The sequence below is a fragment of the Marinomonas vaga genome (assembly GCF_055388305.1).
Genome location: NZ_AP043903.1, coordinates 1,700,798 through 1,720,285, shown reverse-complemented (window position 1 = coordinate 1,720,285; position 19,488 = coordinate 1,700,798). Strand labels below are relative to the sequence as shown.

At 47.8% G+C, this 19,488-nt stretch carries 12 protein-coding genes; 9 read left to right on the top strand and 3 right to left on the bottom strand.

Going from position 1 to position 19,488, the window contains the following annotated elements; genetic code table 11:
• Positions 1 to 125: 125 nt before the first annotated feature.
• Together ACZ5DR_RS07950 and ettA are read left to right on the top strand one after the other, a co-directional pair.
• Positions 126 to 1,031 carry a DMT family transporter gene (locus ACZ5DR_RS07950; RefSeq protein WP_377368800.1) on the top strand — a complete coding sequence of 302 codons (906 nt, stop codon included), beginning with the start codon at positions 126 to 128 and terminating at the stop codon, positions 1,029 to 1,031.
• 69 nt (positions 1,032 to 1,100) lie between these two features.
• The gene (gene ettA, locus ACZ5DR_RS07945; protein WP_377368802.1) at positions 1,101 to 2,762 is read left to right on the top strand and encodes an energy-dependent translational throttle protein EttA; all 1,662 of its coding nucleotides are present in this window, start codon (positions 1,101 to 1,103) and stop codon (positions 2,760 to 2,762) included.
• A gap of 96 nt (positions 2,763 to 2,858) precedes the next feature.
• Here ettA and ACZ5DR_RS07940 read toward each other — a convergent pair whose 3' ends face one another.
• On the bottom strand, positions 2,859 to 4,781 hold the full coding sequence (locus ACZ5DR_RS07940; RefSeq protein ID WP_377368804.1) for an ATP-binding cassette domain-containing protein: 1,923 nt from the start codon (positions 4,779 to 4,781) through the stop codon (positions 2,859 to 2,861).
• Between the two features lie 172 nt (positions 4,782 to 4,953).
• Here ACZ5DR_RS07940 and hslO point away from each other — a divergent pair, with 172 nt between their 5' ends.
• Complete coding sequence (gene hslO, locus ACZ5DR_RS07935) at positions 4,954 to 5,823, top strand: Hsp33 family molecular chaperone HslO (protein ID WP_377368806.1); 870 nt, start codon at positions 4,954 to 4,956, stop codon at positions 5,821 to 5,823.
• Positions 5,824 to 6,112: 289 nt separating this feature from the next.
• On the opposite strand, the gene ACZ5DR_RS07930 is transcribed toward hslO, so the two are convergent.
• Together ACZ5DR_RS07930 and ACZ5DR_RS07925 are read right to left on the bottom strand one after the other, a co-directional pair.
• Complete coding sequence (locus ACZ5DR_RS07930; protein ID WP_377370086.1) at positions 6,113 to 7,138, bottom strand: IS110 family RNA-guided transposase; 1,026 nt, start codon at positions 7,136 to 7,138, stop codon at positions 6,113 to 6,115.
• A gap of 123 nt (positions 7,139 to 7,261) precedes the next feature.
• Entirely contained in the window at positions 7,262 to 8,170 is a 909-nt protein-coding gene (locus ACZ5DR_RS07925) for a LysR family transcriptional regulator (protein WP_377366795.1), read from the bottom strand.
• Between the two features lie 158 nt (positions 8,171 to 8,328).
• Between ACZ5DR_RS07925 and ACZ5DR_RS07920 the strand changes: the two genes are divergently transcribed.
• The 6 genes from ACZ5DR_RS07920 (at position 8,329) to ACZ5DR_RS07895 (ending at position 19,485) form a co-directional block, all read left to right on the top strand.
• Positions 8,329 to 8,922, top strand: coding sequence for an FMN-dependent NADH-azoreductase (locus ACZ5DR_RS07920; RefSeq protein ID WP_377366797.1), 594 nt, complete (start codon positions 8,329 to 8,331; stop codon positions 8,920 to 8,922).
• 209 nt (positions 8,923 to 9,131) lie between these two features.
• Complete coding sequence (gene glmU, locus ACZ5DR_RS07915) at positions 9,132 to 10,499, top strand: bifunctional UDP-N-acetylglucosamine diphosphorylase/glucosamine-1-phosphate N-acetyltransferase GlmU (protein ID WP_377366799.1); 1,368 nt, start codon at positions 9,132 to 9,134, stop codon at positions 10,497 to 10,499.
• Between the two features lies 1 nt (position 10,500).
• The gene (gene glmS / locus ACZ5DR_RS07910) at positions 10,501 to 12,330 is read left to right on the top strand and encodes a glutamine--fructose-6-phosphate transaminase (isomerizing) (RefSeq protein ID WP_377366800.1); all 1,830 of its coding nucleotides are present in this window, start codon (positions 10,501 to 10,503) and stop codon (positions 12,328 to 12,330) included.
• A 532-nt stretch (positions 12,331 to 12,862) separates the two neighbouring features.
• On the top strand, positions 12,863 to 15,895 hold the full coding sequence (locus ACZ5DR_RS07905; RefSeq protein WP_377366801.1) for an Ig-like domain-containing protein: 3,033 nt from the start codon (positions 12,863 to 12,865) through the stop codon (positions 15,893 to 15,895).
• Positions 15,896 to 15,995: 100 nt separating this feature from the next.
• Entirely contained in the window at positions 15,996 to 17,279 is a 1,284-nt protein-coding gene (locus ACZ5DR_RS07900) for a TolC family protein (RefSeq protein ID WP_377366802.1), read from the top strand.
• 241 nt (positions 17,280 to 17,520) lie between these two features.
• Positions 17,521 to 19,485 (top strand): ATP-binding cassette domain-containing protein, encoded by a 1,965-nt coding sequence (locus ACZ5DR_RS07895; protein ID WP_377366804.1) that lies wholly within the window; start codon positions 17,521 to 17,523, stop codon positions 19,483 to 19,485.
• Positions 19,486 to 19,488: the final 3 nt, after the last annotated feature.

Here is a 19,488-nt window from a genome sequence, read left to right as displayed (position 1 = left end):
CGAGCCAATAAAACCTGGCTCATATTAGCGCAAGATAATATCAACCCATCACTAATATAGCTACCAAACACGACCCAAAGCCTGACTTTACGCACGCTAATCAAGCCCTTAGGAATCATAATAAAATGGTGTTAGCTGAACTCTCCGGATTAGTGGCGGCATTATGCTGGACCATCTCCAGCCTTGTGGCTCCGCGATTGATTAGCCAATTAGGGGCTTTTCGCTTTAATACTTTGCGTATTTCCTTCGCTGCTTTGGTGCTTTGTTTTATTAGCTTATGGCGGATTAACTCGGCTGGAGTACTGGCGGACTTCCTTTGGCCCCTGATTCTCTCTGGACTGCTGGGCATATTGATTGGCGACTCGTTTTTATTTAATTCGGTACATCGACTAGGACCAAGACGCGCCGGGGTGCTGTTTGCCATGAACGCCCCTTTCTCCATTTTATTGGCGTGGTTATTTCTCGATGAAGTGCTGAGCCTAACAGAGCTGATGTTTTGTGGGGTGGTGTTATTAGGGGTGGTGATCGCCACCTTATTCGGTAAAAAAGGCCAGACCCACGAATGGGAAACCACAAAAGGCTCCCTTGGGGTGGGCATTTTTATGGCCCTTATGGCGGCCTTATGCCAAGCCAGTGGCGCTCTGATCGCTAAGCCCGCCTTACTGGCCGGTGTTGACCCTATGGTCGCTTCCGCCGTGCGCGTCAGTACAGGGGCAGCTGGCTTATTGTTGGCTTACTTCCTATATTTCAAACCGCGCCCCAATAAAGCTCTGGCTCCGCTCAGTAGCTTCCCCATCACCGTCTGGCTACGATTGGCATTAGTGGCCACAGTGGGCATGGTGATCGGCATGAGTGTGTTGGTATGGGGGGTGGGTAACGCTAATGTGGGCTTGGTAACGACCCTTTCTGCCACGGTGCCGGTACTGATTTTGCCAGGGCTCTGGCTAACCACCAAGCAAGCCCCTGCCCTGGGCGCTTGGATCGGTGCATTTTTCGTTGTTGGGGGCGCATTCGGCATTATTCTGAATTAATCCCAGCTATGCTATGCTTTGCTCCATTCGTTTTTACGTATTTTTCAACTCAGGAACAGACAGAACCTTATGGCACAGTTTGTATACAGCATGAACCGCGTAGGCAAGGTCGTACCGCCTAAACGCGAGATTCTTAAAGACATTTCTCTTTCTTTTTTCCCTGGCGCTAAGATCGGTGTATTAGGTCTAAACGGCTCTGGTAAATCCACGCTTTTGCGCATCATGGCGGGCGTTGATAAAGAATACAACGGTGAAGCACGTCCAATGCCGGGTCTTAAAGTGGGCTACCTACCACAGGAGCCTGAGCTGGACCCAACCAAAGATGTCCGTGGCATCGTTGAAGAGTCCGTTGCCGACGTGAAAGATGCCTTGGTGCGTCTTGATGAAGTCTACGCAGCGTACGCTGACCCAGATGCAGACTTTGATGCCTTGGCAGCAGAACAAGCGGAGCTTGAAAACCTTATTACAGCAAAAGATGGTCACAACCTTGAGCGTGCCCTTGAAGTCGCCGCTGATGCACTTCGTCTTCCGCCTTGGGATGCCAATGTTGAGCACCTATCTGGTGGTGAACGTCGCCGTGTGGCCCTTTGTCGTCTATTGCTCGACAAGCCAGACATGATCCTTCTAGACGAGCCAACCAACCATTTGGATGCAGAATCCGTGGCGTGGCTAGAGCGCTTCTTGAAAGACTACCCAGGCACCGTTGTGGCGATTACCCACGACCGTTACTTCCTTGATAACGCCGCTGGCTGGATCCTTGAACTTGACCGTGGTCACGGTATTCCTTACGAAGGCAACTACTCTTCTTGGCTTGACCAAAAGAACGCGCGCCTAGAGATGGAAGCCAAGCAACAAGCGTCTCACAACAAAGCCATCAAGTCTGAGCTTGAGTGGGTGCGTCAAAACGCAAAAGGCCGCCAGTCTAAGTCCAAAGCACGTTTAGCTCGTTTCGAAGAAATGAACTCGAAAGAATTCCAAGAGCGTAATGAAACCAACGAATTGTACATTCCACCGGGTCCACGCCTTGGTAACAAGGTAATCGAGATCGAAGGCGTGTCTAAAGGTTTCGACGGTCGCGTCTTGATCGAAGATTTCAACATGGTTGTGCCACCAGGCGCGATCGTAGGTGTTGTTGGTGGTAACGGTGCCGGTAAATCCACACTGTTCAAAATGATCGCTGGCCAAGAGCAACCTGATGCGGGCACCGTGACATTGGGTGAAACCGTACAACTTGCTTACGTTGACCAAATGCGTGAGCTAGATGGTGAAAAAACCGTTTTTGAAGAAATCTCTGACGGCCAAGACATCATCACAGTTCACAACTGGAAAGTGCCTGCCCGTGCTTACATCGGCCGCTTCAACTTCAAAGGCTCTGACCAACAGAAACTGGTGAAACACCTATCCGGTGGTGAGCGTAACCGTCTGCACCTTGCGAAACTTCTGAAAGAAGGCGGCAACGTCCTACTATTGGACGAACCGACCAACGACTTGGACGTTGAAACATTGCGCGCCTTGGAAGAAGCCCTACTGGCTTTCCCTGGCTCTGCCATTGTTATTTCCCACGATCGCTGGTTCCTTGACCGTGTTGCTACCCACATCTTGGCCTATGAAGGGGACTCTAAAGCCGTGTTCTTCGAAGGTAACTACCAAGAATACGAAGCCGACTACAAGTCTCGTACGGGCAAAGACGCCACACCGACACGCATCAAATACAAGCGTATCGACGCCTAGTCATCACCTTGATTCGTTCGAGTACAAAAAAGCCGCTTCACTTGAAGCGGCTTTTTTATTAACCAATCAAAAAACCTTGTCGCGACGAATCAAAATCTACAAAGCTGCTTCGGCTTCTTCAAGGGCTTCTTGAGCTTCGAACCAAGCTTCTTCCGCTTGCTCTAGGGATTGCTTCCATTTGGCTTCGTCCGCTAGCAGGGCTTGCAGCTTGTCTTTGTTGGCTGCTTCATAGAGACTGTTGTCAGACATGGCTTCACCAATGATGTCCAAGTGGCCTTGGGCAGTTTGCATGGCTTTTTCGTGCTTCTCTACGGACTTACGCAGAGGACGGAGTTTTTCACGCAATTCAGCGGCTTTGCGGCGCTCTTCTTTACGATCCACTTTTTCGACTTTGGCGTCATCCGCCAAGGCCTTTTCGCTTTGGTTGGCTTGCTGCTGACGAGCTTGCAACCAAGTATGGTACTCATGCAAATCCCCATCAAAAGCTGTGACTTTATGATCCGCCACAAGGAAGAATTCATCCACTGTGCTGTTCAACAAGTGACGATCGTGGGATACCACTAGGATCGCGCCGTTAAATTCTTGCAGGGCTTCCGTCAGGGCTTGACGCATTTCGATGTCCAAATGGTTGGTCGGCTCATCGAGGACTAATAGGTTGGGACGCTGCCAAGCGATCAAGGACAAGGCCAAGCGGGCTTTTTCACCACCGGAGAAGCCTTTCACCGCACGCAGGGCATCGTCTCCCACAAAGCCAAAGCCGCCGAGGTATTTACGCACATCCGCTTCAAGGGCCGTTGGCGTAAGGCGCTGAATATGCAGCACTGGGGAAGCTTCTAAGTCCAAAGCGCTCAACTGATGCTGGGAAAAGTACCCAATCTTGGTGTTTTCCCCATAGACTCGCTCACCGCCCAACAAAACCAATTCCTTTACGATGGATTTGATCAGGGTGGACTTACCCGCACCGTTGGGGCCAAGTAAACCAATACGCTGACCGTCTCGAACAGAAAAATTCGACTGCCCCAGTTGCACCTTATGACTGCCATCCTCCAATACATAACCCAAATCCGCTTGGATTAAGCTCACCAACTGGTCGGAAGTTTTCTCGGCTAACGGGATGGAGAACTCAAACTGAGAATCAATGTGAGCAGGTCCGATGGTTTCCATCTTTTCCAGCGTTTTTAGACGACTTTGCGCTTGCTTCGCTTTCGTTGCTTTATAGCGGAATCGATCTACGTATTGCTGCAAGTGAGCACGCTTGCGTTGTTGCTGTTCAAACATGGATTGCTGCTGGGCAAGATGCTCCGCACGCTGGCGCTCGTAGTCTGAGTAATTACCTTTGTAGAGATTCAGCTTCTTCTGGTACAGGTGAACAATATGGCTACAAATACCATCAAGAAAATCCCTATCGTGGGAGATCAGCAAAAGTGTACCTGGGTAATTACACAGCCAGTTTTCGAGCCACATGACCGCATCCAAATCCAAGTGGTTAGTCGGCTCGTCCAACAATAGAATGTCAGACGGACACATCAAAGCTCGGGCCAAATTCAAACGTATACGCCAACCACCGGAGAAGTCCGAGACATTGCGCTGCATGTCTGCCATTTTAAAGCCAAGACCTTGCAGTAGCTGCTCACCACGAGCTTGCGCCGTATACCCTTGAGCATTCTCATATTCCCCGAGCCAATGGGCATGAGCATTATCATCCCCTTTGGTTTGAGCGGCGTTGATTTCTGCTTCGATTCGACGTAGGCGATCATCCCCATCAAGACAGTAATCCAGCGCCGTGCGATCCACCTCTTCCACTTCCTGCGCCATAAATGAAATCCGACGCTGTCCCGGCAAAATCACCTCACCGGTATCCGCATGCAAAAGACCGCGCACCAAGGCAAACAAAGAAGACTTACCCGCGCCATTTGCCCCGATCAAACCCACCTTCTGACCTTCAAAAATGGTCATATCGGCGTGTTCAAGCAAAAACTGCGTACCGCGTTGCAAACTGACTTGGGTAAACTGGATCATGGAACTCTCTGCGTTAAAAATCGAAAGGCGCATTTTATCTAGATTGTCGCCCTAAAGCACGACCTACAAATTACGATTACACCTTTAATCCTCAGCATCTATCCCCACATAAGGTGCAAACCTCTCGACGGCGTTCTAAAATACGCACAGACATTATTTAACGGTGATTCTTGTGAACAACATCAATGAAATCCAACGCTTCTCCTTCGACAACACCAACGTTCGAGGCGAGCGCGTCCTATTAAACGATGCCTATCAAAGCATCATTGCCCGTAAATCCTACCCCAAACCTCTGGAATCCTTACTGGGCGAATTCGTAGCGGCCATTGCTTTGCTGCGCGACATTGTGAAAATCGACGGCGTGCTATCCATTCAATGTAAGGGCAACGGCGTACTGCAAACCCTAATGACCGAATGTGACGAACGCCAAAACCTACGGGGTATCGCCCAATGGGATGAGACCCAGGCCTTCCCTGAGACGGTCTCTTTAAAAGAACTGCTAGAAGGCGGCTACCTAGTGATCACCATCACCCCACGTAATGGTCAGCGCTACCAAGGCATCGTCGAAATCGTTGGTGATACCTTGTCAGAATGCCTAGAGCAATACTTCATGCAGTCTGAGCAGCTACCAAGCCGTGTATGGCTGGCTGCAAACGGTGCTCAAGCAGGCGGATTATTCCTGCAGCGTTTACCCGCTGAACAAGCTAAAGAAGGGGACGAAGACGCATGGGAACGCTTTGTTCACCTAGCATCGACTGTTAAAGACGAAGAATTGCTCGAACTGGACACAGCAACCCTATTGCACCGCTTGTACCATGAAGAAGAGCTTCGCCTATACGACGGCAAAACCATGCAATTTGGCTGCTCTTGCACTCGCCAGCGCACCCTAAGCGCCATCCTATCTATGGGCGCGGAAGAGTTGCGTGAAATCCTAAGCGAACAAGGCGTTATTAAAACCGAATGCCAATTCTGTGCGGAAACCTACGAATTCCAAAAAGAAGATTTGGACGACTACCTAGGCGACCAAGCGCAAACCCACTAAGCGGCTTATAAACAATTCGCTTATATGGACCCGCCCGACTGTTGCAAGCTATCTAGACGTCACAGAATAAAGTTGCACGCTTATATTCGGCCTACTTTAATTGAGCATATCTGCTCGGCCATTAAAAGATGTGCACTCACTTCCTCTGAACTCCCACTCGGCTTCAATGAGCCATCGAATTGCCTAGGGTAAGTGAGTCGATTTTATCTGCTTTGTTTTAATAGTCTGCGCAACGCTTTGGGTGTGCCTGTTACAAACGGTTTATGTTTCTTAACTCGTTATTCAATTGTTAACTTTGATACTGTGATTCAGAGCTGCTCAGTAAGCGCCATGCAATTCTTGCAAGCTTATTGGCCAACGCAACGACTATCTTATTTGGGTGTTTTCCATTGCTTTTCATGCGTTTCACCCAGTCAGCTAGGCGACCCGTGGATTCTTCCTTCAGTAAAACCCGATAGGCCGCTCTAGCACCGTGCACCAACTGCTTTCTCAGGTGTTTATTGCCTTGCTTACTTATGCCATTTAAACGCTCTTTTTCACCACTCGATGCTTGCTTGGGGACTAGGCCTAGTGAAGCGGCCACGTGACGGCCACTAGCAAAACGCTTTGGATCACCGATATAGCACCATAGCAATGAAGCATTGATTACTCCTAATCCAGGAACTGCCATGAGTTTCTGACACTCCGTACTGTCTTTTGAGTACTCCTTCAAAATCTGGTCATAACGCTTAACATGTGCTTCTTTTTCTAACCATTGTGATCGTAAGTCAGCCAATAACAATCGCCCTCGATAGGTAATAGGCTGCTCAGCATCTTCCAACAAAGCAGGAAGTAAATTCTTGATTGCGGCTTCGCCGGTTGGGATGACGACGCCCATATCTGCTAGCAAACCACGTATTTCATTACTGGTTGCCACCCGCTCACGAACCAGCCGCTCTCGCACTCGATGAATCGCTTGCAGATCTAATTGCTCCTCACTTTTAACCGAGACAGATGGAATCGATGGCAGTGAAGCTGCTAAAGCGATTGCGGCAGCATCTCGCTGATCATTCTTATTAACCTGAACAAAGGGTTTTACATATTGAGGGGAGATCAGTTTAACTTGATGCCCCATCGCCATAAATTGTCGTGCCCATGCATGAGCACCAATGCAGGCTTCCATGGCGATTAAACAAGGAGACAGATTAGCGACTGAATTTCCAAGCTCTTCCCGTCGCAGCCTTTTCTTTAAAACCTGTTTCCCTTGCTTATTCTGACCATGCAATTGGAAAACATTTTTCGCCAAATCGATGCTTAAGATGCTAATGTTCTTCATAGGACTCGCTCCTTTTAACTTAGATGCCGAACAGGCTTTTGTTTGCACACTAAGCATGGCACATAGTTAGGAGGGCGAGTCCATCTTATTTCCCACATTAGGTTTTATGGTCTCTTTCTATTGCTACTTATCTCTGTGAGCACTGCATTGTGCGCAGGCTTGCTGTAGCAACTCTACAAAGAGGCGTGTGGCTGGCCCCGTGCGTTCGCCCTTGCCGAAGATGGCATACATATGAAAGCTCCGTTCCCCGCCAGACTCGAGCTCTAGGCGGCGTAATTGACCATTTTCAATCAAGGGCATTAAATCGGCCTTGGGTAGCCAAGCGAAACCAATACCAGAGTTCACAACTTCAATGGCGGATTGTACGCTGGATACTGTCCAGCGACGGTCAGCCCCGAGCCAGCCTTCGTCCCGGGCGTTTTCAGTGCCTGAATCCCGGATGACAACTTGCAGCTCTTGGCGTAGGCGTTCATTGCTAATGGGCGCAGGGTCAGCAAACAGCTTGTGATTGGCGGCTGCCACCGCAATCATTTCCACATCCACTATAGGGTCTGCTAAGTAGCCCGCAGGGACAATACCACTGAGCACTAAATCCGGTGAGCCTTCACTGAGTACTTCCACCGTTCCGCTCAACACTTCTTCCCGCAACTGGACAAGAGTGCCCTGACTCTGAGGTTCAAAGGCCTTTAGAGCGCGTAGTAATGCAGGCGTTGGGAAGGCTTCATCCACCACAAGCTCAATCTCAGGCTCCCAGCCTTGTCCTAAGGTATGAGCCAGTTCTTCTAGGTCTAAGGCTTCCCTAAGTAGATGGCGGGATCGCCTTAATAGCACTTCACCCCGTTCCGTCAATTTGGCTTTGCGCCCATCAATAGTGAGCAATGGGTAGCCAAGTTGCTCTTGGAGTTTGGCGACTGTGTAACTGACGGATGATTGGCTTTTATGGAGAGCTTCTGCGGCTTGGGCAAAGCCGCCTCTGTCCACAACAGCCTGTAAGACTCGCCATTGTTCGAGGGTTACGCGCGGTGATTTCATAATGCACCCTTTTTATTTTGGAGGTAAAAATTGATTATCGTATTTTTCGATCAATTTCGTCAAAAACTTACGCTTTTATATCAAAAATATTGGTCGTAAGATTTGTTTATTGAATGAATTTGAAGCAGCAAGCTTCCAAACTTTTAGGAGATTATGACATGGCAACTCTACTACGTATCGACTCTAGTGCATCCGGTGACAACTCTAAATCTCGTCAGTTGACTGACGCGTTTGTTGCCCAATGGTTGGCAAAAAATCCAGAAGGTAATGTGGTTGTGCGTGACGTTAACGCTAACCCACTGCCACATTTTACTAGCGAAACGCTAGGTGCTTTGTTCACCCCTGAAGAAGATCGCACCGATGCTCAAAAAGCCATCGTTGCAATCGGTGATGAGCTAATCGAAGAACTGGAAGCGGCTGATGTCGTTGCAGTCAGTGCGCCAATGTACAACTTCAGCATTCCATCTACGTTGAAGTCTTACTTTGACTACATTGCCCGTGCAGGTCGTACTTTTAAATACACTGAAACAGGTCCTGTTGGCCTAGTAAACAAAGATGCTTACGTATTCACAGCAAGTGGTAGCTTCCTAGCGGATACGCCAGTCGATCACCAAGTGCCATATGTACAAACCTTCCTAGGCTTTATCGGTCTAAATGTTAAGGACACTTTCATTGCTGGTGGCCAAGCCCTAGGCGAAGATGGTGAGAAAGCTTTCACTGCTGCAAAAGAGAAAATTGCTGCAGCGGTATAAACATACCCCTTAGCGTTTTCTAAATTTCCCCTTTAGTAAAAGCCCCTATCGCAAGCTGCGATAGGGGCTTTTTTGATACTTGGCCTAAGGTAAAGTGATTTACGCTCATTTGTCATTTTTTTTATGACAATCCTCGTTGTTCCATTTGTTCTTAAATAGTCTAATGTACTCATACATATAGAATTATCGATCAACAACAAGGATCGTCCATGAATCAGGACATTGTTATTCTTGCTGCCGGTAAAGGCAGCCGCATGAAATCAAGCTTTTCAAAAGTGCTGCATAAGATCGGCGGAACGGCCATGGTGCGCCGTGTATTGACGACCGCAGCGGAATTAGCTGATGCAAAATTACATCTAATTATCGGTCATCAAGGGGAGCAGGTTGAGGCCGCTTGTCAGGATTTTTCTGCCAATATCGTTTGGCAAAATGACCCCCAAGGGACCGGCGATGCATTACGCCGTGCCGCGCCCTCTTTAAGTGATCAAGGTGCGACTTTGACTCTTTACGGTGATGTGCCGCTGATCCAGAGCCAAACCCTAGAGCAAATGCGTGCTTTGTCCACACCGAACACCTTAGTGCTGCTGACTATCAACTTGGATAACCCAACAGGTTATGGGCGCATTGTGCGCAATGATCAAAATCAGGTTGTGGCCATTGTTGAACAGAAAGACGCCAACCCAGAGCAGTTGGCTATTCAGGAAGTCAACACAGGGATCTTACTGGCTCCTAACGGCAAGTTAAAAGGCTGGTTGGACGCACTCACCAATGACAATGCCCAACAGGAATACTACCTAACTGACATCATTGCCATGGCAGCAGAGCAGGGCGTCGAGATCGTCACCGTTCAACCTGAACATGAATGGGAAGTGGCGGGTGTGAATGATCGTGTGCAGTTGGCGGCTTTGGAGCGTATTTGGCAACAACAGCAAGCAGAAACACTAATGCGCAATGGCGCTACCTTAGCGGACCCAAATCGCATTGATGTGCGTGGTGAGCTATCAACTGGCTACGATTGCCAGATTGACATCAACTGTGTGTTTGAAGGCAAGGTGACCTTGGGCGCAAACGTTCAGATCGGTCCGAATTGTGTACTGAAAAACTGTACCGTGGCAGATGATACCGTAATCAAAGCGAATACTCTGATCGAAGACAGCCAAGTAGGTGAAGCCTGCGATTTAGGGCCATTTGCCCGCCTAAGGCCTGGGACAGTACTGGCAAAAGGCGCCAAAATCGGCAACTTTGTAGAGACAAAAAAAGCCCACATAGGCGAAGGCAGTAAGGTGAATCACCTAAGCTACATTGGCGACACGCAAATGGGCGCAGGGGTCAATGTTGGGGCTGGCACCATTACTTGTAATTACGATGGCGTGAACAAGTCCACGACCGTCATTGGTGACAAGGTGTTTGTAGGGTCCAATACATCTCTAGTGGCACCGGTTGAGGTACAAGAAGGGGCAACCATCGCCGCAGGCTCTACCATTACCAAAAATGTAAAAGCAGATCAGTTGGCATTTGGCCGAGCAAAACAAATGAACAAAGACGGTTGGGCGCGTCCGACCAAAAAGGAGAAATAATATGTGTGGAATCGTCGGCGCCATCGCTCAACGTAATGTGGCCAAAATCCTCCTAGAAGGACTCTCTCGACTAGAATACCGTGGCTACGACTCATCAGGTGTGGCCATTAACAATGAAACCGGTGTTCGTGCGCACCGTGCCGTGGGCAAGGTTCAGGCTCTCAAAGATAAGTTTGAAGCACAGCCCCTTGATGGCAAACAAGGTATTGCCCACACCCGTTGGGCGACCCATGGCAAGCCAACGGAAGCGAATGCTCATCCGCACTTTTCTGGTGAGGATCTCGCTTTGGTGCATAACGGCATCATCGAAAATCACGCCCCTTTGCGCCGTGAGTTGAAAGAAAAAGGCTATGAGTTTAAGTCGGAAACGGATACTGAAGTCATTGTTCACCTGATTCATGATGCCCTAAAAGCCGAGCCAGATTTCCTACAAGCGGTTAAAAATGCCCTAAAGCGCCTTGAAGGTGCCTTTGCTATTGCCGTGACCTTGAACCATGAAAACGAACGCATGATTGCCGCTCGTAAAGGTAGCCCATTAGTAGTGGGTGTAGGCATTGAAGAAAATTTTGTCGCCTCAGACCAGTTGGCTCTTTTGCATGTGACCGATCAATTCATCTTCCTAGAAGAAGGGGACGTTGTAGAAGTAACCCGTGACGGCGTCACCATCTATGATGCAAAAGATCAGGTGCAAGAGCGCCCTATTAGCGTGTTTAACCACAATGTAGACGCCACGGATAAAGGCGAATATCGCCACTATATGATGAAAGAAATCTACGAGCAGCCAAAAGTGATTGCGGCGTGCTTGTCGGGTCGTCTAAGTGAAAACAAAGTACTGACGAGCTGCTTTGGCGCGGACTCTAGCTTTTTGAAAGAGATCGAAAACGTTCATATCGTGGCCTGTGGTACCAGTTACCACGCTGGTATGGTAGCGAAATACTGGATCGAAGAATTTGCCAACCTGCCGTGTGTGGTAGAAGTGGCGAGTGAATACCGCTACCGAAAAGTCGCAGTGCCGAAAAACACTCTGTTTTTGACGCTCTCACAGTCTGGTGAAACGGCGGATACCTTAGCCGCATTGCGTATGGCAAAAGAGCTTGGCTATTTGACCACTTTGGCGATCTGTAACGTACCATCTTCTACCTTGGTGCGTGAGTCTGATCTGACGTTACTGACCAATGCTGGGGCAGAGATTGGTGTGGCATCCACTAAGGCTTTCACGACCCAGTTAACCGCGCTATTGATCACTGCTATTGCGATTGCCAGTGAAAAAGGCCAGCTTACGGAAGAAAAAGAAGCTGAATTGGTGGCGTCCTTACGCTCACTGCCTGCTTACGTGGACGAAGCCTTGAAACAGGACGGTGCCATCAAAACTGTGTCCGATCAATTTGCTAACAAGCACAACGCCTTGTTCCTTGGTCGTGGCCCTATGTTCCCAATTGCATTAGAAGGCTCTTTAAAACTCAAAGAGATCTCCTACATCCATGCAGAAGCTTACCCAGCAGGGGAGTTGAAGCACGGCCCCTTGGCGCTAGTGGATGAAACCATGCCGATCATCACCATGGTGCCCCATAACACCATGTTAGATAAGCTAAAGTCCAACCTTCAGGAAGTAGCCGCCCGTGGTGGCGTACTGTACGTCTTTGCAGACAAAGACACAGACCTTCATAACGAAGAAGGCATCACCTTTGTGGAAGTGCCAAAAGTAGATGAAGTGCTAGAACCCATCGTGCACACCATCCCCCTACAGCTGCTGTCATACCACGTGGCCGTAGTAAAAGGTACAGACGTCGACCAACCACGTAACTTAGCGAAATCCGTGACCGTGGAGTGATGTCTAGAGACTAGCTACAAGATTCATTGCAATCCACAGCCCCGGCTCATAATACGTGCAGACGTAAGATGAGTTCGGGGCTTTTTATTTTTGCTTCTGTTCACCCCTCCCTAGCTTTTAATGTGTTCATGCCCCCGCCTTCTGAAAACTTTACAAAGTCGATGGGGGCGTTTGTAAACGGTTTCTAAGAGGTGATTTTTGGAGTGCGTTTACATTTCGTTACATTACTGGGTGAGTTTTGTTAACAAGGTGAATTTATAACCTCTTAATAACAGCGTTATTTTTAGATCAATGAAACAGTATGTAACCAAAAGGGGCGTGTCTAGATAACTGATTTTATAGTTTTGTGTAACTTAAGTTATTGAAAAATAAATGTTTATTAAATATGAAAGATATTTGTTTAGCTCTTGTAAGGTATGCTGGATTCGGTAGGATGGCCGTGAATTGAACACTAAGTAATCAATAGTTTCGCTTAAGGATTGAGCGTTCTGTTGGTCAAATAAGCATTATTCAAACTTCAAGGAGTGGAATTTTGGAATTGCTAACTATCCCCGATATGCAGGGCGTTCGCATTGTTGGTTTCGATCTTTATTATAAGGACGAACAGGGGCAACTAGCCGTTGTCTCAGATGCCCTAGTTAAGATGGTTTCCGGTGATCTGGAACTATCGTCCACAGATGGCCCATTAACGATTACACAAATCGTTGAGGCCTCAAGTCAAAACCTAGCTCAGCAAGCAGATGGCCGTCTAGAGTACCTTTACACTGAAAACAGTGCTTTTGATAGTGAAATGGTGCCACCGATGAATGGTGCTGATGTGTCTACTTATGCGCAAGTCTTGGAACAGCAAGCAGAGCGCGCGGCCATACTTAAGCAATTACACCAGCAAGCAGTAGAGCTCGCACAGCTCAAAGAAGACCTAGCTCAAAAGGATGCAGAATTGGCCGCAAGAGCCAATGCCTTAGAGCAACTGGACAATGATGATGAGCAACTTACTCTACTGAATGCACAGCTTCAAAGTGCTCAAGAACGCTATGCGCAAATGCAGGAGCAACTTTACACTATCTCTGATAATTCTCGCTGGATTAAAGGCGACGAAGGTGTCTTCCGTTTTAATGTGCAACAGGCCCTAGCCCAAGCGGCTGACCAACAAGACAGTTCCCTGTACAACAGTTCTTCCTCTGCGAATAGTGACGACAGCGACGACAGCGATGAGTTGTCTACCCCAATCGCGATTGCCTTGCCCCGTCCAGAAGACGCCACGACAGATCAAGAATCTGAGTCAGTTTCTTCGGGCGCCGAGCTTCTTGATTCTGCTGAGGCTGCATCAAGCTCTGAATCTGAGCAAGCTGTAACCGATACGGTTGGTGATGAGTCCACTATTGAAGATGCTACGGCTGATGACCTTACCTCGGATGAGCTGACTTCTGATGAGTTGACCTCTGATGAACTGACTTCTGATGAGGCGACTTCCGATGAACTGACTTCTGATGAGGCGACGTCTGATGAACTGACTTCCGATGAGTCGACTTCTGATGAGTCGACTTCTGATGAACTGACTTCCGATGAGTCGACTTCTGATGAACTGACTTCCGATGAGCTGACTTCTGATGAACTGACTTCTGATGAGTCGACTTCTGATGAGTCGACTTCTGATGAGTCGACTTCTGATGAGTCGACTTCTGATGAGTCGACTTCTGATGAGGCGACGTCCGATGAACTGACTTCTGATGAGGCGAATTCTGATGAGTCGACGTCTGATGAGGCGACGTCTGATGAGGCTAAAAAAGGCTTAGTTTGGTCAGTAACTGCTAAGCACAATGATAAAACAGTGCTTAAGGAGAACGAATCAAATATTGCAGAATTTCGTGAAGTTGATGACACGTCTTCGGAGGAAAGCATTATCCCTTCTGAGGAGGATTTTGATGATGTTTCTCAACAGTTGGCTGCTATTTATGAAGCAAATAGTATCTCGGGGGTTGATGACCCGTTGACGTTTGAGGTTGGAGGGCTTGCGGCAATCGGGATTGATGATTTCACTATCACTTTGGACTTACCGCCATTAACCCAAGAAACAAATGACTCAGTAGTAGAAAGCGATAGTGAAGGAGTCGCAGAAGAGCTTGATTCCAGTACTGAAACACTCCCTAGTATGAGAGTGCTACTTGGGAACACGCTTTTGTATTCTGATGAGGAACTAGGTGAAGTGGATCTCATGCGTTCCCATATAGCTGAGGTCTTTTCTAAATTTATGGACACTCCCCTTTATCAAGAGCTTGCCAAAGACGAGTTTTGGGATGCGGGCGAGCACAGTATTGAAATTATGTGGGGGCTGGATGGTGAGCTAGATCATAGAGCTGATTTCTCCTTGACGCTGAACGCCCCACTTGTAGAGATCGTTCTAGATGATCCGGTTGTGATTCAAGATGATATGTATTGGGCTATTACCATTACACGGGATGGAGAGGTGTTTTACCAAGACGATTATGAATCATCGGAAATCTTAACAGATGAAATTCAAACAAGTCAGCACCTCTATAATCTGGACGAAGCTATTCTTGAGTTTTATAGCCAATATGGACTTTCTGCGGAGAATGATCCTCATACTATGGAGTTTATAGGGATGGACCCTTCAACTGGAATCAAAGACTTGTCATTGATGCTTGATGCGCCTTCATCATTGTCTTTTGATGATGCCCAACAGGATGATTCGGTAGAGGACGTTGTTTGGTTTGCACCTATTGAGACTGATGATAGTTTCACTGGGATAAAGGGGATCGCGAACGGCGAGCTTATGGGCTACTTCCAGTACTCACCCACCGCCATAGCAGAAGCGATTGGTGAAGTGGGATTTTATGTTCAAAATGGCAATACCTACAGTAGCCTCAGCAGTAGGCAACTGGCAATAATAGATGAATTGGATTTAACTGCTGATGGTAGTTACGTTTACGGTATGGAGTGGGGTGACAGCGGGGCACAAGACGGACTTCTCAAACTAGCCTTCACCATCGACTCCGGCATGAGGTACGAGCTTCGTGGGGACTTAAGTGAAGCCAGTGATACGGGCTTGTCCTCAATGGATGGCATTACCAGCGAGAAAGTTTTAACATTTGACGGAACTGGTGAACCCGGTGCAACCATTAATGTGGTGGTAGACGGGCAAGCGGTATCTGCTACCAATACGGTAGGCGAAGATGGTTGCTGGAGTGCCACATTAGATGGCCCTCTCGAGGAAGGTACTTACGAGTACACTGTCTCTGAGACGGATGCGAACGGTAACATCTCATACCTAGAGCCTGATCAAGTGACGGTCGATACCACCGCTCCTGAGGGCAGTGGGGTGACACTGCCATTTGATCTTGATTCTCTCATCAGTGGCGCATTGGAAAACGAAGATGGCGCCTTGATCGAGATCGATCTTAATGGTGACGACTACGGTAGCGCCACGGTAGAAAACGGCACTTGGTCTATCAGCGGCGACGCATTTAATACCGGTGACACAGTGGTGGTGACAGTGACAGACCTTGCTGGCAACAGCAAAGTCGAAGATGAAGTGACCGTATAACCAAATTAGCCCAGAGACAGGATGTCTCTGGGCATAGGAATAATTCCCATAAACAAGGAAGTGCCCACGCAGCAAATGTCTGTGGGCGAAGGAGTTAACAGTGCAAGGTTTTTATCGTTCTCTGGTGGCGTTAGGCATCACCTCGGCTTCAACTTTTGCTACGGCAAACCAATACCCAATAGGCTTGGAACAGGTCTATCAATCCGCTCTATCTGGCTCTAACGAATACCGTGCGATGCAACAAGAGTCCTTATCGAGTGAGGCGCTTTTGGATGCTGAGCAAAAATACTATCTACCGAAGGCTGCCTTAATCGGCGAGTGGAATCGATACTACGGGGAAGAAGAGCTCGACCCTAATACCGAAGACACCTTAACCTTGAACATCGATATGACCCTATGGGGCTCTGGCGTGTCAGATCGCAAAGATGCTGCGCGCTATAACCACATGGCGACCGATTTTCAAATGGAAGAGATGCAGCTTTCCATCTATCAAGACGTATTACGTTATCTGGCTAAAATCGAACGAATTCGTGATTACCTAGACGCCAATGAAGCCATTGGGACTCGTCTTGATCGTTATGTTCAGCGTCAGCGTGTCGCGTCTAATGCCGGATCTGCACCGTTTAGCGACCTAAGGGAAGCGGAGTTGGAGCAGAGTCGCTACCATGACACGGTTTCACGAGTGCGTGCCCGTATCGACCAAATGTTCCGTGCCCTACGCGAAGAGACCAATTACTGGCCTGAAGATCCAAATCAGGTGGGCTTGTCTGATGCAGTATTGACGCAATTGTTGGCTGAGGATATTTCTGCCGTAGACATTGATGCCATCACACGCAATAACTACGGACTTCAAGGGCGTCAGTTGCAGCTTGATGCCCAGCTAAGCAGTGCCCAAGCTCAACGGGAGCGCTTCAGAGTGTCCTTGGTCAATGAAACCCAATTAGAAGTTATGGGGGATGACAACTGGGACAGCGGCGACGTGAAGAGCGATTCCTTTGTGGGAATAAAGGCGACTTACGATCTATTTAACTACCAGAACAGCAAGTCCCAGCAATCCGCATTGTACTTGTACGAAGCAGAAAAAGAGCGATTCGACCGTCAGATGTTAGACATGTCGAGCCGACTCAATGCACTACAAGAAGAATACCGCGAGATTCAGAACAATCGCGACTCATTATTGGGTCAAATTGCCCTGAACGAAAGTTTGGTGGAGGCGCAGGAAAGCGAGCTCTTGATCGACAAGCTTGATTACGTGGACATCATTAAAAGTCTTGCCAGTCTGAACCAGTCCTATGTCACTCTGCTTGACTATGACTTGGCGCTGACTGATGCCGTGGTTGATACATTAGAACTGAGCTCAAAAAGGCTAACCCTGAGCGAGTAATGACACTGCTGGTTGCCTAAAGATGCTAGGTGCTAGACGCCTTGATTGGCGCTTTTAAGGTCTCACCATTTTGGGCAGCCACGGTTTCAATCAATTCATTCAAGTCCAAATTCATTTAGCACAAGGCAGTTCCGGGTCTTGTGCTTTTTTCTGTTTATCTACCACTTTTTACCCTATGCCTGAAAAGACATGTACAAGGGTTAGTGGCATTTTCAAAATCTCCCTAAGGTAGTGTGTATTCATGAAAGAGCAACTCACGCGCTTCATTCAATATTCTGGAGTGGAGTTTGACTGGCGCAATTTTCATCCTGTTCAAGATCATTCTATAGACCGTTTATTATCAGAGGTAAATCCCCTGTTTAGCGATCCTTTGTTTGATGTCAGTCTCCACCGAGGAGAGCTTAAAGACTTGCACCATGCGCCGGATACCTTCTTGATCAAGCAAGGACAGGATTGGCACTTTGCTCGTCGTTTAGAAGATGCTTACTTGCTGGATGATCAAACTCGAGTGGAAGAAGGCTTTGAGCAAGGCTCAGAAGTGATTTATTTAAAGGAAGTACCCAAAAAACTCTCTGTTGCAGATGTGTTACTGGTGTTGATGGGCTTCTTTCCCCGGATCAACGGACTGCTATTATTTTGCGCGCCCTTCGCCTTGATCCCGGCGTTCTATGCCAACCTTTTTAACACCCGCCTGATTCACAATGATGTGGTCTATACCTTGTTGTTTTTAACCCTTTGCTTCACGGTGTTATGGGGTGGGGAGTTCTTATTAAAAAAATGGGTCAAGTTCCAACACATTCGTCACACAGAAAAAAAAGCATTAAAAGTCGAAAAGTACCTGTTTGCTTTACTGCCTTTTAGCCAATTACCCGACAACCTAGTGAAAGTGCGTCAAATCGAAAGTAACCGCCGAGGGATCTGGGACAATGGAGCGAATTTGATTGCCGACATCGCTATATTTTGCTTGGCCTATGGGGTGCTGGCGGCGATTTTGGGGCTGGCGTCCGTCTATTTATTGCTGTTTTATCTGGTGATGGCAGTGATTTTGTTATGGGTGAGATATCGCAATTACAAAACCTATATCGAACATGAAGCGGCCCAGCAAGAAATGCTGACAGAGCGTATATCCGTTTGTCGCAACGCCCAGCAATTGCGATTTTATGATTTTGAACCGTCTTTTGCCCAGTTTGAAGCGGCTAGTAATCACATCTTTTTAGCAGATAAACGTATCGCCCATGTGAATTTCAACTGGGATGAGTTGGTGCGTTATAGCTCTTTCTTGGCGAGCTTTTGCTTGTTTGTGGTGTTGTTTTATCAGGCAAAAGTCGATGTGGCGATTTTCTCTGTGTTAATTGCCCTCTTGGTACTTAACGGTCGTCTTGCCGCAGCCCTAAGTGCCAGTGTTACAAAAGGCTTCCAATTATTAATCGCCCGCTACCACCTACAGCAATCCCTAGAGCCTTTGTTAAAGAGTATCGCCGACAACTGCTATAACAAAGGAGCCAATATCGACCAAATCAACAATATAGAAGTGAAAAGCGTGTCGATTAATGTGGGCGAGGAGCCTCTACTCACCAAGGTCAACTTATCCCTCAAAAAAGGTGAAACCTACGGCATTATGGGGGGCGTGGGATCAGGTAAATCCACCTTGGTGAAAGCTCTGGTTTCCATGCATGAAAGTTATCAAGGCAGTATTCTTTTTAATCGCCTTTATGAGGCCAACACTCTAGACCGCCATGTGCTGGCAGACTGTGTGGGCTATCTAGATATGAACTCCCAATTCATGCGCGGCAGTCTTTTTCATAACTTCTTTATCCGCGGTGTGAGGGATAAAGAGCTCATTATTCGCTTGGTGCGCTCGGTCTTTCCGCAAGTTAATTTGGATTATGAGATGCTGTACAAAACCGACATTCATAGTATTCCTATGTCCTCAGGACAGCGTCGTAAGTTACAGCTCTATATGACGGTGACACCGACTAAGAGTTTGCTAGTGTTAGACGAAGCCCTGACGAATTTATCCTTAGAAGAAATGATGCAGGTGCGCAAATACATAGCCGTGACAGCTCCCAATGCCATTGTCTTGATCGTCAGTCATGATCGCATTTTGCTCAGCAGTTTTAAAAATCTGATTAAAATTGATAAAGGAACCGTGAGCCAACTTAAAAACACTCCTGTAACGACAGGGGAAGGAAAACCAAAAGAGTAGTTT